The 22,762-nt window shown below is 58.9% G+C and carries 22 protein-coding genes; 13 read left to right on the forward strand and 9 right to left on the reverse strand.

The genetic code is table 11. The features are described 5' to 3' along the window. Positions 1-43: 43 nt before the first annotated feature. The 3 genes from AC3I65_RS21840 to AC3I65_RS21850 form a co-directional block, all read right to left on the reverse strand. Entirely contained in the window at positions 44-2,596 is a 2,553-nt protein-coding gene (locus AC3I65_RS21840; protein WP_488524154.1) for a helix-turn-helix transcriptional regulator, read from the reverse strand. Positions 2,597-2,763: 167 nt separating this feature from the next. After that, complete coding sequence (locus AC3I65_RS21845; protein ID WP_139049161.1) at positions 2,764-4,131, reverse strand: DUF1329 domain-containing protein; 1,368 nt, start codon at positions 4,129-4,131, stop codon at positions 2,764-2,766. Positions 4,132-4,153: 22 nt separating this feature from the next. Beyond that, positions 4,154-5,947 (reverse strand): DUF1302 domain-containing protein, encoded by a 1,794-nt coding sequence (locus AC3I65_RS21850; RefSeq protein WP_107321887.1) that lies wholly within the window; start codon positions 5,945-5,947, stop codon positions 4,154-4,156. Between the two features lie 634 nt (positions 5,948-6,581). Between AC3I65_RS21850 and AC3I65_RS21855 the strand changes: the two genes are divergently transcribed. The 3 genes from AC3I65_RS21855 to AC3I65_RS21865 all read left to right on the forward strand — a co-directional run bounded on the left by AC3I65_RS21855 (position 6,582) and on the right by AC3I65_RS21865 (position 9,848). Further along, entirely contained in the window at positions 6,582-8,600 is a 2,019-nt protein-coding gene (locus AC3I65_RS21855; RefSeq protein ID WP_488524155.1) for an S-type pyocin domain-containing protein, read from the forward strand. After that, complete coding sequence (locus AC3I65_RS21860; RefSeq protein WP_288912614.1) at positions 8,597-8,854, forward strand: hypothetical protein; 258 nt, start codon at positions 8,597-8,599, stop codon at positions 8,852-8,854. Before AC3I65_RS21855 ends, AC3I65_RS21860 begins: the two co-directional genes overlap by 4 nt. A gap of 226 nt (positions 8,855-9,080) precedes the next feature. After that, on the forward strand, positions 9,081-9,848 hold the full coding sequence (locus AC3I65_RS21865) for an N-acetylmuramoyl-L-alanine amidase (protein WP_047228626.1): 768 nt from the start codon (positions 9,081-9,083) through the stop codon (positions 9,846-9,848). Positions 9,849-9,891: 43 nt separating this feature from the next. Here AC3I65_RS21865 and AC3I65_RS21870 read toward each other — a convergent pair whose 3' ends face one another. The 4 genes from AC3I65_RS21870 to AC3I65_RS21885 form a co-directional block, all read right to left on the reverse strand. Continuing rightward, entirely contained in the window at positions 9,892-10,803 is a 912-nt protein-coding gene (locus AC3I65_RS21870) for an SDR family oxidoreductase (protein ID WP_488524156.1), read from the reverse strand. Positions 10,804-11,067: 264 nt separating this feature from the next. Further along, entirely contained in the window at positions 11,068-11,970 is a 903-nt protein-coding gene (locus AC3I65_RS21875; RefSeq protein WP_445578061.1) for an alpha/beta fold hydrolase, read from the reverse strand. Next, a complete protein-coding gene (locus AC3I65_RS21880) occupies positions 11,970-12,752 on the reverse strand; it encodes a class II aldolase/adducin family protein (RefSeq protein ID WP_047228628.1) in 783 nt (260 codons plus the stop codon). Before AC3I65_RS21880 ends, AC3I65_RS21875 begins: the two co-directional genes overlap by 1 nt. Positions 12,753-12,910: 158 nt before the next feature. Further along, positions 12,911-13,366 (reverse strand): flavodoxin, encoded by a 456-nt coding sequence (locus AC3I65_RS21885; RefSeq protein WP_076383576.1) that lies wholly within the window; start codon positions 13,364-13,366, stop codon positions 12,911-12,913. Between the two features lie 156 nt (positions 13,367-13,522). On the opposite strand from AC3I65_RS21885, the gene AC3I65_RS21890 reads away from it, so the two are divergent. Continuing rightward, complete coding sequence (locus AC3I65_RS21890; protein WP_047228630.1) at positions 13,523-13,999, forward strand: PAS domain-containing protein; 477 nt, start codon at positions 13,523-13,525, stop codon at positions 13,997-13,999. Positions 14,000-14,053: 54 nt separating this feature from the next. After that, positions 14,054-14,659: a hypothetical protein gene (locus AC3I65_RS21895; protein ID WP_047228631.1), complete on the forward strand. Its 606-nt coding sequence runs from the start codon at positions 14,054-14,056 to the stop codon at positions 14,657-14,659. 23 nt (positions 14,660-14,682) lie between these two features. Here the strand turns inward: AC3I65_RS21895 and AC3I65_RS21900 are convergent, their stop codons facing one another. Then, entirely contained in the window at positions 14,683-15,642 is a 960-nt protein-coding gene (locus tag AC3I65_RS21900; RefSeq protein WP_139049160.1) for a MerR family transcriptional regulator, read from the reverse strand. A 219-nt stretch (positions 15,643-15,861) separates the two neighbouring features. On the opposite strand from AC3I65_RS21900, the gene AC3I65_RS21905 reads away from it, so the two are divergent. The 7 genes from AC3I65_RS21905 (at position 15,862) to AC3I65_RS21935 (ending at position 20,515) form a co-directional block, all read left to right on the forward strand. Beyond that, positions 15,862-16,431 carry an antibiotic biosynthesis monooxygenase gene (locus tag AC3I65_RS21905; RefSeq protein ID WP_047228633.1) on the forward strand — a complete coding sequence of 190 codons (570 nt, stop codon included), beginning with the start codon at positions 15,862-15,864 and terminating at the stop codon, positions 16,429-16,431. A 134-nt stretch (positions 16,432-16,565) separates the two neighbouring features. After that, positions 16,566-17,276 carry a dihydromonapterin reductase gene (folM, locus tag AC3I65_RS21910; protein ID WP_488524157.1) on the forward strand — a complete coding sequence of 237 codons (711 nt, stop codon included), beginning with the start codon at positions 16,566-16,568 and terminating at the stop codon, positions 17,274-17,276. A gap of 20 nt (positions 17,277-17,296) precedes the next feature. After that, the gene (folE, locus tag AC3I65_RS21915) at positions 17,297-17,854 is read left to right on the forward strand and encodes a GTP cyclohydrolase I FolE (protein WP_047228635.1); all 558 of its coding nucleotides are present in this window, start codon (positions 17,297-17,299) and stop codon (positions 17,852-17,854) included. Further along, complete coding sequence (gene folX, locus AC3I65_RS21920; protein ID WP_047228636.1) at positions 17,855-18,235, forward strand: dihydroneopterin triphosphate 2'-epimerase; 381 nt, start codon at positions 17,855-17,857, stop codon at positions 18,233-18,235. A 97-nt stretch (positions 18,236-18,332) separates the two neighbouring features. Then, a complete protein-coding gene (locus AC3I65_RS21925) occupies positions 18,333-18,629 on the forward strand; it encodes a DUF1244 domain-containing protein (RefSeq protein ID WP_076383573.1) in 297 nt (98 codons plus the stop codon). After that, positions 18,622-18,960, forward strand: coding sequence for a HopJ type III effector protein (locus AC3I65_RS21930; RefSeq protein WP_076383572.1), 339 nt, complete (start codon positions 18,622-18,624; stop codon positions 18,958-18,960). Before AC3I65_RS21925 ends, AC3I65_RS21930 begins: the two co-directional genes overlap by 8 nt. A 304-nt stretch (positions 18,961-19,264) precedes the next feature. Continuing rightward, entirely contained in the window at positions 19,265-20,515 is a 1,251-nt protein-coding gene (locus tag AC3I65_RS21935; RefSeq protein ID WP_047228639.1) for a 2-aminoadipate transaminase, read from the forward strand. A 215-nt stretch (positions 20,516-20,730) separates the two neighbouring features. On the opposite strand, the gene trxB is transcribed toward AC3I65_RS21935, so the two are convergent. Continuing rightward, positions 20,731-21,693 (reverse strand): thioredoxin-disulfide reductase, encoded by a 963-nt coding sequence (gene trxB / locus AC3I65_RS21940; RefSeq protein WP_047228640.1) that lies wholly within the window; start codon positions 21,691-21,693, stop codon positions 20,731-20,733. A 300-nt stretch (positions 21,694-21,993) separates the two neighbouring features. On the opposite strand from trxB, the gene cysZ reads away from it, so the two are divergent. Continuing rightward, complete coding sequence (gene cysZ, locus AC3I65_RS21945; protein ID WP_047228641.1) at positions 21,994-22,749, forward strand: sulfate transporter CysZ; 756 nt, start codon at positions 21,994-21,996, stop codon at positions 22,747-22,749. The last annotated feature ends 13 nt before the right edge of the window (positions 22,750-22,762 follow it).

Consider the following 22,762-nt stretch of genomic DNA (forward strand, 5'->3'; position numbering starts at 1 on the left):
ATACGTAGCGGCGGCAGGTAATCGTCTTGCCCTTGGGAATTCTTTATCTCATCACGCCCATGACTTTGGCCTTGGCGACCGCCTGCGTGCGCCGCTGAACGCCTAACTTGCTGTGTATCCGCCGCGAATGGGTTTTTACCGTGTGCAAGGATATGAACAAACGTTCGGCAATCTGCTGATTTGAATAGCCCTGCGCAATGAGCTCCAGCACTTCCAACTCCCGATGACTCAACAACGTGTCTTCGACCGCCACCGCCGGCTGCTCGATGTGCTCAGCCGATTGCGCCCAGCCCAACAGATCGGGCTGACGTGCGCGTAACTCGCACAAGGCTTGCTGGGCGCGCCAACAGGCAACTCGCTTGAGGCCCTCTTGCACGAGCGATCGTGCCAGGGAACGATCAGCGGACAGCCAGACGACTTCAGCCAGCGCCAGATACAGTTCGGTCTCCAGGCCATGCATTTCACAGTGCTGTGCCCGGTCGATCATTGCCTTGAGTTGCGCTTGCGGGTCTTGCGCCCGATGCAGATAAACCTCGGTCAGTACCAACAGGTACTCAAGTCGCGGAATCAACTCCAGGGTCGCAGGTGGGGCATGCTTGGCCTGCGGCCCGTGAAAGTGACGCAAGACCCGGGTCAGGGCCTCGTGAGCCAGTTCCGGGCGTCCCTGTTGCAGCCAGAACTGGCAACTGGTTTGCAACAGCACGCCACGGTACACCGTGTCGGGGATGTGCCGCTGTTGCATGATCCGCTCGGCATCGCGCAGTTGCAGGAAAGCCTCGCCATAGTCGCCACCATTGGCCGCCAGGGTGGCCTTGCCGAGAAAACCATAAAGCACTTGTTTGTCCTGGCAATGCAGGCCCGTTTCCAGGCCCGCCTGGAACTGCTCGGCAGCCTGCTCGGCCAACCCCATGCGCAAAGCCAGACGGCCACGGCGCAGGGCAATACGTCCCAGCAAGGCAGAAAAGTCCTGGCCAGGCTTATCGAGCAACCCCTGAACTGCGCTCAACAGATGGTCGGCCCGGTGAGGAGCACCGCGTTGCTCCAGGACCTGGGCGTGATCCAGTTCCAGCAAGCCCTCGAAGACCAGTGAGCCTTGGGCGCGCGCCAGGCACAGGGCTTGGCGATTGATCCATTGCGCAGTGGCCAGTTCCCCCTTGAGCAGTGCCTGCTGTGTCAGCCCCAACTGGCACAACAGGTGCAAGGCCCAGGCCTCTGGGTCGAGGCTCGCCTGGGCCTGGAGCAAGTGCTCGCGGGACTGCTCGCCATCCCCCGAAAGGTGCAGCAGCCAGCCCAGCAGAACCTGCCACCGGGCCAGCAGTTGCCGCTGCAGGCAGGCCGAAGGTTGCGGCATGAACCTGGCCAGTTGGTCGATGCACACCGATGCCTGATCGAAGCGTCCGGCGAACAGCAACGCAGCCGTGACCAACCCCACCGATTGCGGTGTACCGAGTGTCAGCGCTTCACCTTGTTGATCATGCAGCTTCAGCAACAGCGTCACGTTGCTGCGCTGCAGTACGTGTTCAAAATTCAGATGCTGCAGGAAACTGACGGCAGCCTCGAACTCTTGCGCTTGCATGGCCTGCTCGAATGCCATTTGCCAATCCTGCTCGGCGGCAAACCACTGGCAAGCCCGGCGATGCCAGGAGCGTCCCTGCGGCCAGGGCTCGTCACGCACCAGTCGGGCCAGCGCCGGGAAAATCTGCAACCAGTCCGAAGACTGCTCCCACGGTTCGATAAAACAGCCCAGGTCCAACAACAAGGGCAGGCATTCGGCGCCTACCGTGTCACCAAACAGATGCTCGCAGAGCCGGGCATTGAAGCGCGGCAGATGCGCCAGCACTCGCCAGGCCTGTGCCAGGTCCGGGGTCAGCGTACTGAACAGCTCATATTCAAGGTAGTCATGCAGGGTCCCGGGTCGCCCCGGCGACGCGTGGCTGCGCGCCCATTCACAACGTTCAAGCAGGGCGATGCGCACCCCGGCGCACCAACCACCACTGCGCTGTATCACCTCGCGCGCGGTGCGAGCGCCCTGGGGACCGGGCAAATGTTTGAGCAACTGCTGGACATCGTCATGGGTGAAGACCAGCGCCTGGGCATCGAACTCATGCAGTTCGTCATCAAGTAGCAGGCGCGGCCAGTTACAGTGAGGACGACGGCGACCATTCAACCAAAGGTGAAGCGCCGGACTGCTGATGCTCAACAGACGATCGAGAAACTGATCCAGCTCGGGGTTGGGTACCCGACAGTAATCATCCAGGAACAGCCAGGTCGGCGCTTGCAAACCCGCCAGGTGAGCCAGCAGCCCCACTTCATCCAGCAACGGCAGCCCGAGGGTCTGCGCCAGACGCTCGCACATTTGCGCCGCGTCCAACGTTGCGCCCCCAAGCGGCAACCAATGCAACCGGCAAGCGGCGGGGGCCTGCAGGAAACACTCAGCGAACAACGCACTCTTGCCACTGCCCGCCGGTGCGCAAAGCAGTTTTACCCGCGCCTCGGAGGCCAGCAAGGGCTCGCTCAAGGACCTGCGCGGCACATGGGTCGAAGACAGGCGGGGCAGCAATCCAGGACGGTCCGGACACGGGGTCATGGCGGTCATGTGCGAAGTCCAGTTTATTATTGTTTCATCACCCTAGTCCTGTGGCGCTCACCTTTGGAGAAGTATTCAGCGCGCTGATTGGCGCCCATAAAAAAAGACCGGCAAATCGATTGCCGGTCCTCACGATTATCTAACGTCAGCCACAGTCAGCTTCAAACCGCCGGGTCTTAACGAACCCCCGTCGAGCGCAGCGCCGCTGGCGTGAAGTCCGCAGCCCTGGCTTCGAAACCGTACTCGTAGCTGCGCTTCTCTTCGTTCTTCATCCCCAGCGCGATGTAGCGGCCGGCGATGATGTCGTAGAGCGCCTCAAGGGTGTAGCCCGGATTCTGGTTGGCGTAGTAGAACTGGGCATGACCTTCGGCCACCCGCCACAGTTGACCGCGACCGTCGTAGTGATCCACCAGTGCCGCCTGCCAGCTGTCTTCATCGAAATACATGTGGCGCTTGGCGTAGATGTGACGTTCGTTTGGCTTGACCGTACCGACCACTTCCCAGACCCGATGCAGTTCATAGCGGGTCAGATCCTGATTGATGTGGCCGGCCTTGATCACGTCGTCATACTTGAGGCTGGGGGAATCCAGTTTGTAGCTGTTGTAGGGGATGTACATTTCCTTCTTCCCCACCAACTTCCAGTCGTAGCGGTCCGGCGCGCCGGAGAACAGGTCGAAGTTATCGGAGGTACGCAACCCGTCAGCGGCGGTGCCCGGGCCGTCGTAGGCCACTTGCGGGGCGCGACGCACACGGCGCTGGCCGGCGTTGTAGATCCAGGCCAGGCGCGGCTCCTTCACCTGGTCAAGCGTTTCATGCACCAGCAGCACGTTACCGGCCAGACGTGCCGGCGCGGTGACCGACTGTTTGAAATAGGTCAGCACATTGCTGGCCTTTTCCGGATCGGCGTCTTTGATCAGAAACGGCACGGCGATCTCTTCTTCAAAGCGGATCGGGGTGAAGCTGCCGTTGGTTTGTGGGGTGGCCTGGGTGATGATGCGCCGCACGTTGCCGCCGTGATAGCGGGTGACGTGGTTCCACAGCACTTCCACGCCGTTCTTGGGGATCGGGAATGCGTAGTAACGGTTACCGGTGAAATTGGCCAGGCCGTTGCCGTCATTGATGGTGGTGACGTTGAGGGCGCTGCGCTTGGCCGACTCGTAGATCTCGGGCGGTAGCGAGACACTACGATGGGTCGGATAGACCGGAATCTTGTAGGTTTGCGGATAGCGCTTGAACATCGCTATCTGGCCTTCGGAAAGCTTGTCCTTGTACTTGTCCACGGTCTCGGCGGTGATGGTGAACAGCGGTTTTTCCCCGGCAAAGGGATCGGCCAGAAAGCCTTTGCTGTCCACCGCCCCGGCGTTTTTGGCGATGCCACCGGTCCAGGCCGGAATCGAGCCATCGGCATTGCCTGCCTTTTCCGCGCCCAGCGGCGTAAGGCTGCTGCCCAATTTGTTTGCTTCATCCGGCGAAACTGCCGCCATCACGTTCGCGGCCAGCAGGCTCAGGGCCAGGGCGCCGCATTGCAGAATCATCTTGCGCATTGGTTTTTCCTTGTCAGCCAGATCAGAAGTTCACGCCAAAGCTCAACGCGAGGAAGTCGCGGTCTTCGAGGACGTTGTAGTCGCCGCCGAAAAAGTCGGTGTAACTCAGGCTGGCGGTATAGGTGTTGCGGTAGTCGGCATCGACACCCAGGCTGATGGCCTTGGCGCCTTCGTTGAACAAGCCGTTGGGGCCGTAGCCGGCTACGTCATGGGACCAGGAGACGTTGGGCTTGAAGTTGATACCGGCAACGACGTTGGAGTAGTCAAGAATTGCCCGGGCGCGATAGCCCCACGAGGTCGAGGTGACGAAGCCGTCGGTGTCACCGCCAAACCCGTACTGGCCGTAGACCGAGTCACGGCCATAACGCAGCTTGTCCTTGGATTCCAGGCCACCGACGTGCACCACCGCCGCCTCGCCCACCACGGTCAGGCGATCAGCGCCCAGCACCTGGTCGAAGAAGTGTGTCAGGGTGCTCTGGATCTGGGTCAATTCCTTACGACGATAACCGGTGTTATCGGCCCCGGGCGAGGTCGCGATGGGCGAAGCTGCACCGCCTGCGATCGGGTTGAGCAAGGCCAGGGTCAGATCGTTGGTGTTGAGCTGCACAGGTGCGTTGGGGCGGTAGCTGATTTCCCCGGTCCACGCGGTGCCGGTAGGCAGCGTGGTGGCGAAGCTGGCACCGTACAGACGGATGTCCTCGGGGTATTCAAGGTAATACTGACCGCGCCCCAGCATCACGCTTTGCGCCAGCCCCGAACCGCTGCCAGGGGCAAGCCCTTCTGCAATCGCGACCATTCCCGGCAATGCCGACAATGTAGACAGGCCGGCGGTGGTGGTGCCCACGGTTGGCGTGCGGCTGTGGTAGTTCATGAAGTACAGGCCGTACTCGGTGTCGTCACCGAGCCAGCGCAACGCCGTGCCCCACTGGCCGGAATCACGGGCGTCACGGTCACCGCTGCGAGCAATGACAACGCCTTCGTCATTCACCTGGATGCCTTGGCCAAAGGCCTGAGTCAATGGTACGAATGGCGCAATCGCCGGGCTGCCCACGGTGTAACCGCTGGTGCAGCCATCGGCCACCACGTCGTTGCCAAAGAAAGTGCCGCAGTTATCGACGACCGTCTGGTCCCATTCCAGTTGGTAGAAACCTTCGATGGTGAGCTTGTCGGTCAAGCCCTGGGAGGCGAACAGCATGTTCACCGGGATCAGGCCTTCCTTGATCTCGGCACCCGGACGGCGGAACGCGGAGACGTCCACCGGGTTGATGCTGTTGATGGAGTTGCCGATGAAGGTACTTTCACCCCAACTGACCACCTGCTTGCCCGCACGCACCGTACCCGGCAAGTCGGCGATGGAGTAATTGTGATAGACAAACGCATCGAGAAGCTGCGCCCCTGACGACTTGGAGCCTTCCTTGCGGTTGCTGTCGCTGATGTCCTTGAACGGCCGGTTTTCGTCCTTGAGTTCGAAGTCATACCAATACTTGCCGCGCACGAACACGCCAGTATCACCGTACTTGAGTTCGAGATCGTGCAGGCCTTTGAATATCTTGGAAAAGGTATCGCCCTTCTTGAAGTTCAGCCGCCCATCGTCACCGGTGGACGACTGCCCCGTACCGCCGTTGACGCTGCCAACCAAGTCCCGGTCGGCGTCGCGCATGCCCCAGCTCGCGCCCACGGACAACGAGGAGTCGAACTGCCCCTCGATCTCGCCAATATTGAATGAAACGGCCTGCGCCTGGGCAGAGCAACCCAAGGCCACCGCGACGGCCAGCGCCTGCGGTTTGAAGATGGCGCGCATTGTTATTGTTGTCATGCGTCTTCCCCGGTGAGTGACAGAGCCTTCACCCTACTGCCGCACGACATGGGCGATAAGCGCACCAAGGAGGTATTCGCGCTGTACCCCGAAAGGATTACAGGTCATGGAATACGGGGCTTTGCGCCGCGCATGGACGCACTGGATGATGGGTCATCAGCGCCGCGCATATTCATCGGGCCTGTTAACTGTTGCGCGCCCTGCAACGGTGCATGTCCGGATCCGGGCTGTTTCCGACGATGGCCAATCCCTATGCTGGCCGGGCTTTCAGGGCAACGGGCCTGCAGGCACAAGCCGCCATCGCGTCCCTCGCGACCGGCGCACCGTCATTCGGATGGATTGGCGCATCGGTCCATCACCTCCCGTGTTCACTGACGTTGGTTTTTTGCTCCTTTGCAACGTCATTTTCAGGCCGCTGCTTTTTGCAGCGGCCTTTTTTATGTGGGTTGATTTCCTGCGTGAAACTTCTCGATTCCTACAACATGGTCGGAATCTCTCACCTGCCCAGCCAATGCAATCGAACTTATAGTCTTTTTCGCCGCCTTGATGGTGACGAATAAATGAACAGGCACGGCTGCATACAGTGAGTACTGGCAGGGACATTTGAAATGCACGTATCGAAAAGGAAATCGATATGCAACAAGAAAAAAACATACTTGTAAATAGAGGTATACCTCGTAAGCCTTCGTCGTCTCCTGGATACGGATTCAGTGCTAGAGGCGTGTCAGGCCCCGACCACTCCGATCGTGCATACGACGCAGTTGACTATGCCATTGAATGGCTGATTGAAAGCAATGACTTCACCGAGACACTATTCAAAGAAAACATAAAAAATATCAAACGCATAACCGATGCCGAACTCGCAAAAACACGAGCGGCCGTTCGTGCTGTGGTCCCCCGTGAAACCGATGCTCTCGAAATTGACTTACGGACACTGAAGCTACAGATTTTCAGAGCAAGGACAGACTTTCAGCAACAAATAGAAACGGCCAACCTTTATTATGGCCATGACCCACTAACCCATAAAACTCGAGATCCTTCCTATAAGGGTTTTGAGCTTCTTGGTCGTCTCGGAGGGCAAAGGCGTTATTACAACGCAATAGCCAAATGGAATATTTCTTACGCCGCGGCCTTCCAAGCGAAGTTCCTGGCTGCGCAGATAGAGCTACTGGACGCTCGCTTAGCCACGCATAACAAAACCATTGCCAGCACCGCGGCAAAAGCAGCAGCCGCAGCAAAAGCCGCAGCGCAGGCAAAGGCCCAGACCGAAGCCAAACGTGCGGCTGTTGAGAAGGCACGCAAGGCAGCTGATGCCGAGGCTAAACGCGTTGCCGAAGAACGAGCACGGTTTGCGGCAGAGGCACAACGTCTGGCAGCGGCTGAAAAAGCCGCTGCTCAGGCTGAAGCCAAACGCAGTGCCGCTGCTCATGCACGTAAGGCAGCCGAGGCGGAGACCCGACGCCAAACTCAGGAACAAGCGTTGCGCCACGCTCTGGCTGACGGAGCATTCCCCGTACTGGGCGCGGCAGTCGCAGCCGGTCCAGTGTTCACACTCGCTGGCAGTAGTCTGATCACAAATCCGGCAACAACCTCGGCAATCCAGGCTGCGTTACGAACTGCGATAGCCATGGCTATCGAATCGGCCATCGCAGTAGCCGCACCGGCTTTGGCAGGATTTGCGGCCCTGCTTTATCCATCGGAACTGGGCAACGGTGACCTCTATGCCTTGAGCGTCCCGCTGTCCGAACTTGCACCGGGTAATTCCGACGATCTGCACGCCATCGCAGCTGCGCAAGGTGAGGTCAACCTGCCGGTCGTTATTGGCTCCAGAACTGTGGGTAACAGAACGGAATTTGTCGTGACAGGTGGCAACAGTACATCGGCGCGCTCCAAAGCACCGGTTCGGTTCGCCACGCCTGATTCCCACGGTAATTTTTACAGGTCCTACAGCCCCGACGCCACTTCCACCAGCATGATCTGGACGCCCATAGTGAAGCCGGGTAGCGCGTCCACAGTATTGCCGGCGGCCATGCCAAACGTGACCGCCTACAAAGGCCCTACCCCGATGGCGGTAGACGGGCGAATCGATACGCACCCGGAGTTTGATCTCTACAGTTTTGGTGGGTTTGTCACGGTGTTCCCCGTTGAATCGGGTCTTCCACCGATCTATACCGTCTTCAACAGTCCTTATGAGGGCGCGACTACCAAGGGTGAGCACAGTGGACGCGACTTTAATCCGGAGCAGGCAGGTGGACCTATTCTTGAGCTGGATTGGCGGACAGCGACGATTACTCAGGAGGGGATAGACGCCGTGAAGCTGCATATCGCACGACTGAATCAGTCTGATGCGAATGATGTCATGGTCGAACGGCTTCAGAGTATTGTGAGTGGCAAGGTCGATGTCACCGATACAGATCGACGGTACTACACTCACGAAATCAGGGAACTCGAAAGATTTCGAGCTATGGGACTGGCTGATAACTTTTCACCCAAAGAAGGCTCACCTGACTGGAATAATGCTCATACCGCAACGCTCGAAGATTATAAAATCTCAGATCGCGAGACATTGTTTTATACGTCGGATGCCTTAGCAAAAGCAAACCTACAGGACGAAAGAGATTACCAGCAGCTTCTGAAGGAGATGTCGCAATGAACACTGTTGAGCAAATAGTCAAGAACGAGCCATTGGAAGAGATCGTCACGGTATTTGCGTTACTGAGAGCACACCCACATTTAGACATGCTGATCAGACGCCACAATCGTGAGCTTGTACAGCATGGAGAACTTGAAAAAGCTTACATAAAACTTTTCGAAGCAGGAGTATTGATAAGCGGTGATAAAGGGCTATGCATCAAAGGTCCAAACTGGAAAGCGCCTAAATTCATGTTAGAGAAGAGATACACCTGACACATACTATACCCAAGCAACTTGGCCGCTGAAATCTCAGCGACACTTTTTAAATGCTACAAGATTATTTTTGCGCCTTACTTTTACCAACAGCAGACTCCCAAACCTTCTAAGGCCTATTCCTACAACAAAGCAAGAATCCCACTACGGCCCCATCAAAAACTCACTGTTAGGCTGAATGTCAGTCACAGCATTCTGTTTTGACTTTAAACCTCAGTGAGTTTTTATGACACTTATCAACTACAACAGCTATCGCTCGGTAAAAGGCTTCAACAATAGAATTCGTTTTCTAGTCTTTCATTACACCGCCGCGAACTTTTCATCCTCCATCAACGCACTGACCGGTTCCTCTGTCAGCGCCCACTACCTCATCCCGGACTTCAGCGACCCGAGTTACTTGAAAGCAGGTTTCCAGGAACCGCAGATTTTCAATCTGGTCGACGAGAACCAACGAGCCTGGCACGCGGGGGTGAGCAGTTGGGGTGGTCGCACGAATCTGAACGACACCTCGATCGGTGTTGAAATCGTCAACCTGGCCACCGATAACCACGGGCAATTCACTTTCCCGCCTTATCAACCTCAGCAAGTCGAGGCGATCGAATACCTGGCGTTGAACATCCTCAAGCGCTATCCGGACATCAGCCCGGTCAATGTGGTGGGACACTCGGATATTGCTGCTGGCAGGAAAAGCGATCCCGGCCCGATGTTCCCTTGGCATACGCTGTATCTGAAGGGCATCGGCGCATGGTTCGATGAACCCACGCAGAAAGCTTACACCCGCGCCTACCAATGCAACGGCCTGCCGACTCGCGAGCAACTGCTCGGCTTGTTCCGCAAATATGGGTATGACACGTCGGCAGCCGCCACAAGTGCGGGTTTTCAGCGTTTGGTGCGAGCCTTTCAGCTGCACTTTCGTCCAGCGAAATACGACGGTGTGATGGACATCGAGACTGCCGCGAATCTGGCGGCGCTGGTGAAGAAATACGTCCCCTGACCACCGTTGCCGCGCGTGACGGCAACGGGTCGAGGCCGCAAGGTCAAACGGTGTAGCGCTGCAAGTTCGCCATCATTTCCTTCAACGCTTCAAGGTTGTCATTGGGGTGTACCGCCCCCTCGAAATCACAGATCTGCTGCCAGTGGGTCGCGACGTCTTCGGGCGAGAAACCTTTGCTTGGATCGAAGCCGGCACCCAGGCTGCGCTCCCAACGCACCTTGCCCATCCAGCCGCCGCCCACTTCAAACAACCCGGAGGTTTCCCGGCAGGTCTCGCTGGCCAGGTACACCACCAGCGGGCTGACGAGTTCAGGCTTGAGCTGTTCGAACACCTGCGGCGGGATCAGGCCTTCGGTCATGCGGGTGCCACCGGTGGGCGCGATGGCATTGACCAGAATATTGTTCTTGCGACCTTCGATGGCCAGGGTGCGCGTCAGGCCATAAAGGCCGAGCTTAGCCATGCCGTAGTTGGATTGACCGAAGTTGCCGTAGATGCCGGACGTGGAGGCCGTAAAGATCACCCGCCCGTAATTCTGCTCACGCAGGTATGGCCAGGCGGCGCGGGTGACTTTGTAGGCGCCCTCGACATGGACGCGGTAGACCAGATCCCAGTCGGCGTCCTCCATTTTGTGGAAGGTCTTGTCCCGCAGGATCCCGGCGTTGTTGACCACTACATCGACCCGGCCAAACACGTCGAGCGCGTTTTGAACAAGCTTGTCGCCATCGGTGACGGAGTCGTGGTTCGCTTCGGCAATTCCGCCGGCTTGGCGAATTTCAGCGACCACCCGATCCGCCGCCGAGGCGTTGGCCCCTTCTCCCTGGGCGGAGCCGCCGAGGTCGTTGACCAGCACTTTGGCCCCCTGCCTGGCGAACAACAGGGCATGGGCCCGCCCCAGGCCACCGCCGGCTCCCGTGACGATCACGACTTTATCTTCGAAGCGCACAGATTCACTCATGGGCAGAACTCCAGCAGGCAATAGGACAATGCCCCGAGTGTCGGGCACAGGGCGGTTGGTCACAATCAACAGGGTTGCAAGTGAATGGTGGCCAATAAGGTGAGGGGATGATACGAGCCGGATCTGCTGTGGGCTCCGCGACCCTCACCAGAGGCGGGACCGAGTCGCTGCCATCGCGAGCAGGCTCGCTCCCACACAGGCCTGCGTAGACTCGCCTCTCCGTGGGAGCGAGCCTGCTCGCGATAGTGCTCCAACCTTCAACACTTATGAGCAGACCACCTGCCTGACCGGTGCGGCCATGTTTTCGCGAAACTCCAGGTAATGCTTGAGTACCTGCACCGGGGCTTCGGTGTGCGGGTAGTGGCCGATGTCGGGCAGCAGTACGGTGTCGGGGTTGGGGATCAGCGCCTCGTAGCGCGCCACCATGTGTTCACCGGAAATCGGATCGACCGCGCCGTCGATCACCCGCAGCGCCACCTCGCCGCGCTGCATGGCCTGCACCCAGCGGTCACGCTGCACACGCCGTTCGGGAATGTAGGCAATGAGTTTGTGCATGATCCGCGGTCCATTATGGGTTTCGACCAGGCTCCAGTAATCGTCCAGCTCGCTTTCGGTCGGGCCAGTCCTGGGGCCGAATATCTGGCGAAAACTCTTGACCAGGCCTTCTCGGGAAAAAGCTCGGCCCAGTAGCCAGCCCAAGGGGCTGAGCAACAGTTTTTGCATCAGCACCGGACGATGGGTTTCGGGAAACAGACCGCCGTTGAGAAAGACACAACTGGCGAGTTCGATGCGCGCCTCGTAGTGACGGGCGATCAGTTCCTGGGCCACGCTGTCACCATAATCATGGGCCAGTACATGCACAGCTTGCTTCACATTCAAATGCGCCAGCAAAGCCTGCTGCAGGTCAGCCTGCTCCAACAGGCTGTAGACATGATCCGTCGGCTTGGCCGAGTCGCCAAAACCGAGCATGTCACAGGCGATCACCCGATAACGCTGTGCCAGCGGCTGCCACAGGTAATGCCAGTCCCAACTGGCGGTGGGGAAACCATGGATCAGCAACAACGGCTCGCCGTGCCCCGCCACCCAATACCGGATAGCGTGGCCACGGAACATCAATGTCTGGCCGCGCTGGCGCCAAATACGCAGGGGAATCTGGACCAGAGGCATCAGCATCTATAACCCGAATCTTGTTGATCCAGCTTGCGCAGCAACGCCGGCCATGCCAGCGCGCCTCCCATGCCTTGGGCGCTTTTGGTCACCCCGGCAATCATCGCCCGGGCGCCGGCCAGTATCTGCGGCTCGATGGCGATCAGTTCAGCCCCACCGTTGAGCGCCAGGACCTGGATGTCACAGGCTCGCTGGAAGGTGAACATCATCAGGAAGGTGTCGGCAATGGTGCCGCCGCAGGTCAGCAGACCGTGATTGTGCAGCATCAGGAAATTATTGGCGCCCAGATCCGCCTGCAGGCGGGCCTTCTCTTCGTGATTGAGGGCCACGCCTTCATAGGCGTGATACGCCAGACTCGACAATACGAACAACGATTGCTGGCTGATAGGCAACACACCCTGCTTCTGTGCCGACACAGCAACGCCGGCCGCCGTGTGGGTATGCAGCACACACACCACATCGTGCCGCACCTCATGCACCGCACTGTGGATGGTATAACCGGCCGGATTGATCTCGTAGGGGCTGTCCATCAGCTTGTTGCCGGCCTGATCGACCTTGACCAGGCTCGAGGCGGTGACCTCATGAAACATCAACCCGAACGGGTTGATCAAAAAATCATCGGTCCCGGGCACCTTGGCGGATATATGCGTGAAAATCAGGTCATCCCAGCCATACAGGGCGACTAGCCGGTAACAGGCGGCCAGATCGACGCGGGTTTGCCATTCGGCGGCACTGACCTGATCCTTGATGCTGAGTGTCGATGGGACGGGCGCTACGCTCACGGCTCTGACCTCTGCTTTCTAGTTATAGGTGCTTGTTCTGAAACAGTCATGAACAAGCTAACCAGTCTAGTCAGCTCCCGCGAGGTCGGTAGTTGCATTGGCAGCCAGCTTACTGGCCGAGCGAGTCATCCGGGGATGGCCGTTCACCTCACATTACGTTAGCGACGCAGCGCGTCGATCAACGCCTCCAGCCAAGGTTCGGCATCGGTTTCCGGGGTGACGCTTTCGCTGGCATCCAGACGCAACATGGGCAATACCTCGCGCACGCCCAGCTCGGCGAACAACTCGCGCATCTGCTCGCCACCGCCGCAGAAGGTATCGCCATAACTGGCGTCGCCCAGGCCTATCACGGCACCCGGCAGGTCACGAAAAAAGGCTGGCAATTGGTCGCGAATCGTCGAATATAAGGGCATCAAGTTGTCCGGCAACTCTCCCATGCCCGTCGTGGAAGTCACGGCCAGCAAGGCCGCCGGGCCAAACGCCTGAATGTCCGCAAGGCTTGCGCGCGGGTTGTGCAGCGTTTCAAAACCCGCTTCACCGAGCAGTTTGGCGGCGTGCCGAGCGACTTCTTCGGCGGTCCCGTAGACGGAACCCGAAAGGATGGCGACTTTCATCAATCTGATCCTGAACCTGAATAAAAAGAGCGGCGATAGTAGCAGGCTCAGACGCAACGCTGCGATTGACTCTCAACATCCAATAATGGCCAGTAGACATCGCGGTAGGTTCTTCTAAAATGCAGCGCACACAGGGATGTTCAAGGGATGTCGCCCATGATTAATGCTCAACTGATGCAACTGGTCATCAACGCCTCGAACGACGGCATTGTCATCGCTGAAAAAGAAGGCGATGAAGACAATATCCTGATCTATGTAAACCCGGCTTTCGAACGGCTGACCGGCTACAGCAGTGAAGAGATTCTTTATCAGGATTGCCGATTCCTGCAGTCAGGTGATCGCGACCAGCCGGCCCTGGAGCAGATTCGCACGGCCCTCAAGCAGAACGGTGCCTGCCGGGAAATTCTGCGCAACTACCGCAAGGACGGCAGCCCTTTCTGGAATGAGTTGTCTCTGTCGACGGTGAAAAACGAGGCTGACGGACGCACTTATTTCGTGGGCGTGCAAAAAGACGTGACCGCTCAGGTCAAGGCTCAGCAACGCGTCGCCCAGCTGGAAAAGGAGCTGGCCGAAGCACGAGCAACCATTGCCCGACTCGAAGCGACGAACGGCGCAAACAAACCGGCGAATTAGCGGTCAGTCACTACAATCACCAGTGAAAGTGTAAATCCTCTTTTCGAGCACATCATGCAGCGCGACGCCCTACTGACGCAGGATGAATTGGATTTCATCCGGACCATGCAGCACAACCCGCAACTCAACGAGCGGGATGTCACGTCGAGCTTGCTGGTAAACGGCGGGTCGCAGATTCGTGACTTGCTGACGCGCCTGGCGGCTAACGAACAGGTCACGCTGCAAGCCAACTTCGAAAACCAGCAAATGACTTTTCCGTTGCACCTGGTGGAAGACGAATTCCACGCAATGCACCTGCGTCTGGGGGTGCCCAGCATCTACGAAGATGGGCCGAAAATTCGGCCATGGCGCCTCACGCTTGACGAGCCGGTGGCGCTGGAAAATGCCAAAGGCCTGCCCGGGCCGCTCTGGGCCCATGAGGTGTCCTGCAAAGGAATCCTGTTGCAAAACCGCAGTCGGACCAAGCCGCCAAAGCAATTTGCCTTGTGGTTCAGCCCATCAGGTTATGAAAGGATTTCCTTGCGCGGCACACTGGAACGGGAAACCGATCAGGGCTTATACGCCTACCACCTGAGCCAGAATGACGAGGATGAGACCGAACGCCTGCGTCAATACATCCTTCAGCAACACCGCCTGACCCATCCGGCCATGCACATCTGATGCACGGCTTGACCTGCCGGTTATCAGGTATCCAAAGTACCTGCCAATAGTTGTCGCAACCGCTGGTGCATCAAGGTCCCTTCACTGCCCAGGCAACCTATCGACGACCCCGCGAGGCTGTCCTGAAGCAGATCGGACGCATCACCGGCCAGCATCAGCGGGCAGTCCAGGCCCATCGCCAACTTGTTCAGGCGCTTAGGTAACTCGGCAGGCGGTGCATGGTTGGAAACCAGCACCAACGCCAACGGCTGGACCTTTTGGCACACCAGGGTCAGTTCGTCGAATGGCAGCCCAATGGTCAACACCCTGACGCCGACTTCCGCCTTGGAGACGAACAGCGCCGTGACCAGCAACTCCAGCTCTCGACATTGACCGACAATGCCCACGACCAACACCCGTCGCGACTGGGCTTCGCGCTTGAGCAGGAGTCGCTGGATAATGCGTGAGCGCAGGAACCCATCGAAAAACACCCATTCGCTGGTTTGTCCGAACTCCTGCTGGCGTTGCTGCAACTGCCGCCAGACCGGCATCAGGATGTCCTGAAATACGATCGGCACGGCGTAGGTGGAAAATATCTGCCCGTAGAGACGGTCCAGCTCTATGTCGTCAAAGTTGCCAACCGCCCCAGCCACCTGTTGTTGCCACTGGGCATAATCGGCTCTCACCAGATCCGAGGAAATAAGCGCGGAAACCGGTTGCACCGATTCGGTCTTGGTCAGGATCTTTCCCACTTTGCTCACGGCCACCCCGCGCTCAATCCAGGCGAGGATGCTGCGCACCTTTTCGATATCGCCCACGGAGTACAAGCGATGCCCGCTTTCGGTGCGTGTGGGCTGGATCAGACCGTAGCGACGCTCCCATGCGCGCAAGGTCACGGGATTCACGCCGGTCAGTCGCGCTACTTCGCGGATGGGGAACAGTTCCTCCTGCCTCAAGGCAGTGGTTGCCTGGAAAACGAAGTTATCCTCAGTGATTACGCTCATTTTGGCAGACAATTCCGGCTGGCAAATTGGATCCCAGTGTACTCCCTCTGAGTCATAGGATGACAAGAACAAACGCCACTGATGCGCGATTTTGTTGCTTTTCACTCAAGAAGGAATAAACCTTGCGTGCTTTTTGGCGAACGGACGCGCCCCACCACCCTGGGGCGTTCCCGCGAATCTCCTACCCGGAGTACCGCACCTGTTTTACGGAGATACATAATGTCTACCTCACCCGTCACCTTGATGGTTGCCCGTCGTGTCGCCAATGGGCGCTATCAGGACCTGATCGTCTGGTTGCGCGAAGGCGAACAATTGGCCACCGACTTTCCCGGCTACCTGGGTTCCGGTGTACTCGCGCCACCGCCTCAGAGCGATGAATTCCAGATTATTTTCCGCTTTGCCGACGAGCAGACCCTGCATGCCTGGGAGCACTCGGCCTCGCGCACGGCGTGGCTGGCGCGAGGCAGCGAGCTGTTTGCCCACCCTTCGGAACACAGGGTGCGCGGTATCGACGGTTGGTTTGGCGCCGGCGATCAACGGCCACCGCGCTGGAAACAGGCCGTGGCCATCTGGCTCGCGTTCTTTCCGGTGTCGCTGCTGTTCAACTTTCTGCTGGGGCCATTGCTCAGTGAGCTGGGAATGATGAGCCGCGTGCTGATCAGCACACTCATTCTGACGCCATTGATGGTCTATCTGTTTATTCCGATGTCGACTCACCTGCTGGCGGGTTGGTTGAACGGTGCAGCGCCCAAAGCACTGCCAGCCAAGCCGGCTACGCAGAATCAGTGATGCCGGGCCGTTCTCGTCGGCCGCAGCGTTCGCGTTCAACAAGGGTCACTGTGGGAGCGGGCTTGCTCCCACAGAGTCGTCGCCACCTTGCGTCGCTGTTATAGTTTTACGATTGCCGTGAACCGAGCCTTCCTATGCCCAGCGCCACCGCTCCGATCCTGATCACTGGCGCAGCCCAGCGCGTCGGTTTGCACTGCGCCCGTCGATTGCTCGAAGACGGTCATCCGGTAATCGCCACTTTCCGCACCGAGCGCCCGGGCGTGCAGGCGTTGCGGGATCTGGGGGCGATCGTGCTGTTCGCTGACTTTTCCAATGAAACCGGGATTTCGGCCTTCATTGATCAGCTCAAGCAGCACACCGACCGATTGCGCGCCATTGTCCACAACGCCTCGGCATGGATGACCGAGACGCCCGGCCACGAAGCCGCTGCGTTCAACGCCATGTTCGCCGTGCACATGCTCGCCCCCTACCTGATCAACCTGCAGTGTGCCGAGCTGCTGCAACGCTCAACCCCGGCGGATATCGTGCACATCAGCGATGACGTCACGCGCAAGGGCAGCAGCCGGCATATCGCCTATTGCGCCACCAAGGCCGGGCTCGAAAGCCTGACCCTGTCGTTCGCGGCGAAATACGCGCCACACATCAAGGTCAACGCAATTGCCCCGGCCCTGCTACTGTTCAATCCCGAAGACGACGCGGCCTACCGTGCCGAGGCCCTGGCCAAGTCCGCGCTGGGCATCGAGCCCGGCAGCGAAGTGATCTATCAGAGCCTGCGTTATCTGCTGGACAACCCCTACGTCACCGGCACGACCCTGACCGTCAACGGCGGCCGGCACGTCAAATAGCCTTGCTTCGAGGATGCACCATGGCGCTATCGCCCCAGAACTATCGCGAGATCCTCATCGGCCTGGGTGAAGACCCGGAACGCGAAGGCCTGTTGGATACTCCGGTGCGCGCGGCCAAGGCCATGCAGTACCTTTGTCACGGCTATGAACAAAGCGTCGAACAGATCGTCAACGGCGCCCTGTTCGCCTCCGACAGCGATGAAATGGTGATCGTCGCCGACATCGAACTCTATTCCCTGTGCGAACATCATCTGCTGCCCTTCATTGGCAAGGCTCATGTGGCTTATATTCCTACGGGCAAGGTCCTGGGGCTGTCGAAGATCGCCCGGCTGGTGGACATGTTCGCCCGCCGCCTGCAAATCCAGGAAAACCTCACCCGGCAAATTGCCGACGCGGTGCAGCAGGTCACCCAGGCCGCCGGCGTTGCCGTGGTGATCGAAGCCCAGCACATGTGCATGATGATGCGCGGTGTCGAAAAACAGAACTCGACCATGAACACCTCGGTGATGCTCGGCGTCTTTCGCGAATCCAGCACCACCCGCCAGGAGTTCCTGCAATTGATTCGACGGAGCAAGTAAATGCCACAACTTCAACCCGCCATGGCGCGCATCAAGGTCAAGGACTTGCGCTTGCGCACGTTCATTGGCATCAACGAGGACGAAATCCTCAACAAACAGGATGTGTTGATCAACCTGACCATCCTCTACGCGGCCCAGGATGCGGTGCGCGACAACGACATCGACCACGCTCTGAACTACCGCACCATCACCAAGGCGATCATCGCCCACGTGGAAGGCAACCGTTTCGCCCTGCTCGAACGCCTGACCCAGGAACTGCTCGATCTGGTCATGGCCAACGAATCGGTGCTGTATGCCGAAGTCGAAGTCGACAAGCCCCACGCCTTGCGATTTGCCGAGTCGGTATCGATTACGCTCGCCGCCAGCCGGGCTACTTCGTAGCCGCTAAAAGCTACAAGCTGTAAGCTTCAAGCCTGATGACCGCAAACCCACTTGCAGCTTGAAGCTTGCCACTTGAAGCTGTCTCGCAGAGACCACCATGAACGACCAACAACGCCTCGAACTTGAAGCCGCCGCTTTCCGTCGGCTGGTTGCCCACCTGGACAGCCGCAAGGATGTGCAGAATATCGACCTGATGAACCTCGCCGGCTTCTGCCGTAACTGCCTGTCCAAGTGGTACAAGGCAGCTGCCGATGAACGCCAGATCGAGGTCAGCCTCGATGACGCCCGCGAAGTGGTTTACGGCATGCCCTACGCCGAGTGGAAAGCCCAATACCAGCAAGAAGCCAGCGCCGAACAGCAAGCGGCGTTCGCCAAAGGAAAACCCGATGCCTGACCTGAACACCCTGCGCGCCAGCCTCAAGAGCGGCGAACACATTTTTGCCGACACCCTGGCGTTTATCGCCAATGGCTACGACTACCAGCCTCAGCCTTTTAAAAACGGTGACGTCGACAACGCCGCCGGGCAGAACGAAGGTTCCTGCAAGACCCTGGGCCTGGCGCTGCTCGAAGGCTTGAGCGATCAAGAAGCGCTGCTGGCGTTCGGCGAACATTACCGGTCGGTACTGGCCACGCCTGAGGGCAGCGACCACGGCAATATCCGGGCGCTGATGGCCCATGGCTTGGCGGGTGTGAAGTTCGAGACTCAGCCGTTGCGGCGGCGCTGACCCAACGCGCCTCCCCTCTGTGCCGAGGTCCGCTTTTCTGTGGCGAGGGAGCTTGCTCCCGCTGGGCTGCGAAGTAGCCCCCAGACGGCCCCGGCATGTGAACTGATGCACCAGGCGTGCTGATTTGGGACTGCTGCGCAGTCCAGCGGGAGCAAGCTCCCTCGCCACAGAAACAGTTCTCGCCAGACTCACTGATCTCACATCCCGACTTTTAAGATTGACCCGGCAACTTTATTTCGTTTGCCGGCCACCTCTGCTCGCGGCTTAGATAAAGGGAATCTTTCCTTCCTCCGAGCCGTCATCCATGAGCAGTGAAACCATCAGCCAATCGATTTCCACCGTGCACCCTGTCAGCCTCAGCCACGGCAAAAATGCCGAGGTCTGGGACACCGACGGCAAACGCTACATCGATTTCGTGGGCGGCATCGGCGTGTTGAACCTTGGCCACTGCCATCCCCGTGTCGTCGAAGCCATCCGCGAACAGGCAACCCGGCTGACGCACTACGCCTTCAACGCCGCCCCGCACGCACCCTACATCGAATTGATGGAGCGTCTGGCAGCATTTATCCCGGTGGATTACCCGGTCAGCGGCATGCTCACCAACAGCGGCGCCGAAGCCGCGGAAAACGCCTTGAAGATCGTGCGCGGCGCCACGGGGCGCACGGCCGTCATCGCCTTTGATGGCGGCTTCCACGGCAGAACCCTGGCCACTCTCAATCTCAACGGCAAGGTCGCGCCCTACAAACAGAAAGTCGGCGTACTGCCCGGACCGGTCTATCACCTGCCCTACCCCAGCAAGGACAACGGCGTCACCTGCGAAGAAGCGTTGAAGGCCATGGAGCGGTTGTTCAGCGTCGAAATCGACGTGAATGACGTGGCGTGTTTCATCGTCGAACCTGTGCAGGGCGAAGCCGGTTTCCTGCCGATGGATATTGCCTTTGCCCAGGCCCTCCGACAGTTCTGCAACGAGAAAGGCATCGTGCTGATCATCGATGAAATCCAGTCCGGCTTCGGTCGCACCGGCCAGCGCTTTGCGTTCTCGCGACTGGGCATCGAGCCGGACCTGATCCTGCTGGGTAAAAGCATTGCCGGCGGCGTCCCCCTGGGCGCCGTGGTGGGGCGCAAGGCGCTGCTGGACAATCTGCCCAAAGGTGGCTTGGGCGGCACTTACTCAGGCAATCCCATCGCCTGCGCCGCCGCATTGGCAACCCTGGAGGAAATGACCGACGCAAACCTGCAAGCCTGGGGCACGCAACAGGAAGAGGCGATAGTCAGCCGCTACGCGTCATGGCGCAGTCGCGGGCTGTCCCCTTACCTGGGCCGCCTGACTGGCGTCGGGGCAATGCGCGGCATCGAACTGGCCCATGCCGACGGCAGCCCGGCTTCGGCACAATTGACACAATTGCTGGCCTTGGCGCGGGAGTCTGGTTTGTTGCTGATGCCCAGCGGTAAATCGCGGCACATCATTCGGCTGCTGGCGCCGTTGACGACCGAGGCGGCGGTGTTGGAGGAAGGGTTGGATATTCTGGAGACGTGCTTGGCGAAGCTGTCTTGAAATACAGATTCCCCTGACCACACAAAAAACTGTGGGAGCGAGCCTGCTCGCGATTCGGTGGCACATCCAACACTGATGCAAGCTGACCCGGCGCCATCGCGAGCAGGCTCGCTCCCACAGGGGGGGTTGTGGTGAACAAAACATCTTGTCCACTGAACAGAAAAATCCCGCGCATAAAAAAACCGGCCGAAGCCGGTTTTTTTGTACCTGTTGAATCAGAACGAAGCGTTCTGCAGACCATCCAGGTAACGCTCGGTGTCCAGGGCTGCCATGCAACCGGCACCCGCCGAGGTAATCGCCTGACGGTAGACGTGGTCCGCCACGTCGCCGGCCGCGAAGATACCTTCGACGCTGGTGGCGGTGGCGTTGCCGTCGCGGCCGCCCTTGACCACCAGGTAGCCGTCCTTGAGTTCCAGCTGGCCTTCGAACAACGAGGTGTTCGGAGTGTGGCCGATGGCGATGAACACACCGTCGACTTTGATCTCGTCAAAGCTGCCGTCGTTGTTCTTCAGCCGGGCACCGGTCACGCCCATGTTGTCGCCCAGCACTTCATCCAGGGTGGCGTTGAGCTTGAGGATGATCTTGCCTTCAGCCACACGGGCATTGAGCTTGTCGATCAGGATCTTCTCGGCGCGGAAGGTTTCGCGACGGTGGATCAGGGTGACCGTGCTGGCGATGTTGGCCAGGTACAGGGCTTCCTCGACGGCGGTGTTACCGCCACCCACCACAGCCACGGGCTTGTTGCGGTAGAAGAAGCCGTCGCAAGTGGCACAGGCGGAAACGCCTTTGCCCATGAAGGCTTCTTCCGATGGCAGGCCCAGGTAACGAGCGCTGGCGCCGGTTGCAATGATCAGGGCATCGCAGGTGTAGGTCGCGCTGTCACCGGTCAGGGTGTACGGCTTGGCGGCGAAATCCACGGCATTGATGTGGTCGAAAACGATCTCGGTCTCGAAGCGCTCGGCGTGCTCTTTCATACGCTCCATCAACACCGGGCCGGTCAGACCGTGGACGTCGCCCGGCCAGTTGTCGACTTCGGTGGTGGTAGTCAATTGACCGCCGGCTTGCATGCCGGTAATCAGCAGCGGCTTGAGGTTGGCACGGGCGGCATACACCGCAGCGCTGTAACCGGCAGGGCCGGAACCGAGAATAATCACTCGCGAATGACGCACTTCAGACATGACCTGCTCCTGTTGACCGGCCCTTGCGGGCCGGAACGCCGGGTGAGCGGCGCGAATAAAAGGGACTGTTGACGCACTTGGGGAAGGCTTGGGTTCGACAGTCCTGAAAAGAATGGGTGCAGCGTATCGAGGGAGCGAAGATTAAGGAAATACGGTTTAACAATCCAGCTCATAGGTGAGCTCTATCCAGATCAGTCAGTTCAATAAACTCGGCAAACGTTGTTACACGCCATGTCGATGCTTTCCCGAGCCCGGCAAAGCCGGTATGGTCGGCGCGTTCATCTTCGCTCGGAGCCTCTTATGCCCGCCCCCGTCCTGTCCGGCCCGCAATATTTGCGAGAAGGACTCAAACTGGTCTTAAGCCCGGGTCTGCGCTTGTTTGTGCTGTTGCCATTGGTGATCAACCTGGTGCTGTTCGTCGGATTGATCTACCTGGCCGGCCATCAGTTCAGCCTATGGGTCGACACGCTGATGCCGTCGTTACCGGATTGGCTGAGCTTTCTCAACTATGTCCTGTGGCCGCTGTTCGTGGTGCTTGTGGTGCTGATGGTGTTTTTCACCTTCACTATGCTCGCCAATGTCATCGCCGCGCCGTTCAACGGTTTTCTCGCGGAGAAAGTCGAAGTGGTGATCCGTGGCACCGACGACTTCCCGGCCTTCAGCTGGGGCGAGTTGATCGCCATGATCCCTCGCACCTTGGCCCGGGAGGCACGCAAGCTCGGCTACTTCCTGCCCCGCGCCCTGGGCCTGCTGGTGCTGTCCTTCATTCCGGTGATCAATATCGTCGCCGCGCCGTTATGGCTGCTGTTCGGGGTGTGGATGATGGCGATCCAGTACATCGACTACCCGGCGGACAACCACAAGCTGGGCTGGAACGAAATGCTCGCCTGGCTGCGGGAAAAACGCTGGCAGAGCCTGGGTTTTGGCGGCAGCGTGTACCTGGTGCTGCTGATCCCGGTGGTCAACATCCTGATGATGCCGGCAGCGGTAGCCGGCGCGACCTTGTTCTGGGTGCGCGAGCAAGGCGCCGAGACCGCGTTGGCCCGCCAAGGCTGACCCGTCACAAATC

It is taken from the genome of Pseudomonas sp. N-1-13 (genome assembly GCF_057787095.1).